Annotated in this window: 4 protein-coding genes and 1 pseudogene; 3 read left to right on the forward strand and 2 right to left on the reverse strand. The window is 63.3% G+C overall.

What is annotated here, in order from left to right:
- On the reverse strand, positions 1-729 hold a 729-nt coding region (locus tag EOA85_RS30050), incomplete at its 3' end, for a PfkB family carbohydrate kinase (protein WP_245486138.1).
- A gap of 150 nt (positions 730-879) precedes the next feature.
- Positions 880-1,512 (reverse strand): LysE family translocator, encoded by a 633-nt coding sequence (locus EOA85_RS30055; protein ID WP_127212162.1) that lies wholly within the window; start codon positions 1,510-1,512, stop codon positions 880-882.
- Positions 1,513-1,678: 166 nt separating this feature from the next.
- Between EOA85_RS30055 and rfaD the strand changes: the two genes are divergently transcribed.
- The 3 genes and pseudogenes from rfaD to EOA85_RS39450 all read left to right on the forward strand — a co-directional run.
- The gene (gene rfaD, locus EOA85_RS30060) at positions 1,679-2,629 is read left to right on the forward strand and encodes an ADP-glyceromanno-heptose 6-epimerase (RefSeq protein ID WP_127212163.1); all 951 of its coding nucleotides are present in this window, start codon (positions 1,679-1,681) and stop codon (positions 2,627-2,629) included.
- Positions 2,602-3,609, forward strand: a complete 1,008-nt coding sequence (gene waaF, locus EOA85_RS30065) for a lipopolysaccharide heptosyltransferase II (protein ID WP_095519149.1) — start codon at positions 2,602-2,604, stop codon at positions 3,607-3,609. Before rfaD ends, waaF begins: the two co-directional genes overlap by 28 nt.
- Positions 3,606-3,772 (forward strand): annotated as a pseudogene (locus EOA85_RS39450) (lipopolysaccharide heptosyltransferase I); the annotation flags it as partial. The gene waaF and the pseudogene EOA85_RS39450, both read left to right, overlap by 4 nt.

Below are 3,772 nucleotides of genomic sequence, written 5' to 3' on the forward strand. Positions count from 1 at the left end.
ATCGAAGCCGTGTGCCGAGATCAGCTCACGTGCCGCGGCCACGATCTCGTCATCGCCAAACACCGCGCGTCCGACCGCTTCGCCGAGTTCCTTGCGATTGGGCGTGATCGCCGTCGCCCCGGCATAGCACGCATAATCGCGGCCCTTGGGGTCGACGAGCACCGGTTTTCCCGCCTGGCGGCAGATCGAGATCAGCTCGCCGGCGACGCCGTCGAGCAACATGCCCTTGCCGTAGTCGGACAGGATAACGATGTCGGCTTGCGCGAGCGCGGCGCGGAAATGCCGGACCAGCGTTGCTCGCTCAGCGTCGCCCAGCGGCTTGATTTCCTCTTCGTCGAAGCGCAGCACCTGCTGGTTGAGCGCGCTGAAGCGGCTTTTCGACGAGGTCATCCGGTTCGCGTCCTGCGCGAGGCCGCCAGTGTCGACGCCAAACTCGGCGAGAATGCGCATCAGATTGACGCCGGCCTGATCGGCGCCGATCACCGAGACCGGTATCGCGGTGGCCCCGAGCGAGACGATGTTGGCGACGACATTGCCGGCGCCGCCCATCGCCGACGTTTCGCCACGCCCGCGCAGCACCGGAATGGGCGCTTCAGGCGAAATCCGCTCGATGACGCCGTTGACGAAACGGTCGAGAATGAAGTCGCCGACCACCAGCACGGTGACTTTGCCGAATCGCGAGATGGCGCGGTGAAGGGGTTCGGGAGAAGGCAGGTATTGCTCGCTCATGTCATCCGCGACGTGCAATGAGAGCCGGTCCCCAAGCTGTGAAAGCGCTGGACTGGCGGGCTGGTCGTTCATGGCGAAGCCGATATACCGCAATTCGGTCCAGCGCAACGGCAGGCATCGAACGGACCACAGCCAACGCCGGTTGACGGATCAGCTTTTCTGCAAAGCCACATGAACGCCCAATCCGACGAGCACCGCACCGCCCGCACGCCGCATGAGGCGCTGCGCGTGGCTCGAGCGCCGCAGCTTGGTGACCAGCGCACCTGCCAGCACCACGCACATGACATCCGCCGAAGAGAACATCAGATTGACGATCGTCCCGAGGACGAGGAATTGGAGCCAGACGGGAAACGTCGCGGACGCGTCGATGAATTGTGGCAGGAACGCCATGAAAAAGATTGCAGTCTTGGGATTGAGCACCTCGACGGTGATACTCTCGAAAAAGGCGCGGCGGGCGGATTTCGGCTCAATACCAGGCATGACAGCATCGTCTTGCACCCTGGCGCGAAACAGCGACACACCCAGCCAGATCAGATAGAGTGCGCCGGCCAGCTTGACCGCGATGTAGAGCGTCGGCACGGCGTGGAAAAGCACGGACAACCCGGCAGCGGCGGCGACGACGTGCACATAGCCGCCAAGATGGATACCCAACGCCGCCGTCAGGCCGGACCAGCGGCCCCGCGCCATGGTTTGCGCAGCAGCGTAAAGCATCGCCGGACCGGGGATGTAGGCAAAGATCGCCGTGGTGGCGAAAAAGGCGATAAGCAGTTCGGTCGACGGCATTATCCTTGCTCCTGTCGTGCCTCGCCGGTGGATCGCCGACTGAAGCGAAAGCTTTGCGGCGGCACTGTGGCGCTCTCCCAACCGCCGGATTGCGACCTGCTTTATCGACAGCCCCGCAAGCCTCCCCTATAAGGGCCGGAATTGGCACGAGATACCAGAGGCTTTCATGATCATCGTCACGGGCGGCGCCGGCATGATCGGCTCCAACATCGTCGCCGCGCTCAATGCCGAAGGGATCAGCGACATCGTCGTCGTCGACGACCTGACCGACGGCCACAAGATTGCCAATCTCGCCGACCTGCAGATCGCCGATTATCTCGACAAGGACGATTTCCTGCCGCGGATTGAGGCCGGGGACCTCGGCCGCATCGAGGCCGTCTTCCACCAGGGCGCCTGCTCGACGACCACCGAATGGAACGGCAAGTTCATGATGCAGGTAAACTACGCTTATTCGAAGCGGCTGCTGCATGCCTGCCTGGCACTGCGGGTGCCTTTCCTCTACGCCTCCTCAGCCTCGGTCTATGGCGGCGGCGCCGAGTTTCGCGAGGAGCCGGAATGCGAACGCCCGCTCAATGTCTATGCCTATTCAAAGAAGCTGTTCGACGACTATGTCCGCCGCACCGTCTTCGATACCGATCATTCGCCGGTTGCGGGCCTGCGCTATTTCAACGTCTATGGACCGCGCGAGGCGCATAAGGGCGCCATGGCCTCGGTCGCCTTCCATCTGTTCAATCAGGTCGAGCAAGGCCAGAACCCGAAACTGTTCGGCGCCTATGACGGTTTCGGACCTGGCGAGCAGAGCCGCGATTTCATCCATGCCGGCGATGTCGCCGAGGTCAATCTGTGGCTATGGAAACGGGGCTCAAGCGGCATCTTCAACTGCGGCACCGGCCTTGCCCAGCCGTTCCGCGCCATAGCCGAAACGGTGATCGGCACGCTGGGCAAAGGCGAGATCGAATTCATCGACTTCCCCGACCACCTGAAGGGAAGCTACCAGAGTTTTACGCAAGCTGATATGTCCCGGTTGCGCGCCGCCGGTTACAATGGTCAGTTTCGCACAGTGGAAACCGGCGTCAGAGACTATGTCGAATGGCTGAAAGCCCAACGATCCTCGTGATCGGCCCACGCTGGGTGGGCGACATGGTGATGGCGCAGTGCCTGTTCTCGGCACTAAGAGAGCTTCACCCGAACGCCGCGATCGATGTGCTGGCCCCGGCATGGGCGGCGCCACTGGTCAAGCGCATGCCCGAAATACGCCAGCAGATCGATCTGCCGCTGAAATCCGGCGCGCTGGAATTCCGCATGCGAAGGCGCTTCGGCCGCCTGCTGCGCGGCCACTACGGCATCGCCTATGTCATGCCTGGGAGCTGGAAGTCGGCGCTCGTCCCGTTCTTTGCCCGCATTCCGCGCCGCGTCGGCCATCTCAAAGAAATGCGCTACGGGCTGCTGACCGATATCGTTCCCTTGCCCGACCATTTGAAACGGCGCACGGCGCAGGCCTATTTCGGCCTCGCGCGAGGGGGCACGTTCCGCGCTCCCAAGCTCGCTGTCGATACAAAAAACCAGGCGGAATTGCTGGGCCGCTTCGGGCTGGAGGCGAAAAAATTCGTCGCGCTGATGCCCGGCGCCGAATTCGGCCCGGCCAAACGCTGGCCGAGCGAACGCTATGCCGGCCTTGCCCGCGACATGATGGCCAAAGGTTTTGAGGTCGCGCTGTTCGGGTCGAAGAACGACGCCGACGTAACGGCGGAAATCGCCACGCTTGCACCTGGCGTCGTCGATCTCGCCGGCCAGACGCGGCTGGAGGACGCCATCGACCTGATCGCCGCGGCCAGGCTTGCGGTGTCGAACGACAGTGGGCTGATGCATGTTGCCGCCGCAGTCGGCACGCCGATCGTTGCCGTCTACGGCTCGACCTCGCCGCAGAATACGCCGCCCCTCGCCGAGCAGCGCGAACTGGTCTGGCTCGGCCTGTCCTGTTCGCCCTGCCACCGGAAAATCTGCCCGCTCAGCCATCTCAATTGCCTGAACACGCTCGAGGTTGCACAGGTCGCGGCAGCGGCGGAACGGCTGCTGGAAATGCCGGCCGCCGCATGAGGGTGCTCATCGTCAAGACATCCTCGATGGGTGACGTCATCCACACCTTTCCGGCCGTCGAGGATGCGCGCCGCAACCGGCCGGATGTGTCGCTCGACTGGTGTGTGGAAGAGGCTTTTGCCGGCATCGTGGCGCTGCATCCGGCGAGCGCAACCATCCACAC

The organism is Mesorhizobium sp. M5C.F.Ca.IN.020.29.1.1 (assembly GCF_003997375.1).
GTDB classification, from domain to species: Bacteria; Pseudomonadota; Alphaproteobacteria; order Rhizobiales; family Rhizobiaceae; genus Mesorhizobium; species Mesorhizobium wenxiniae.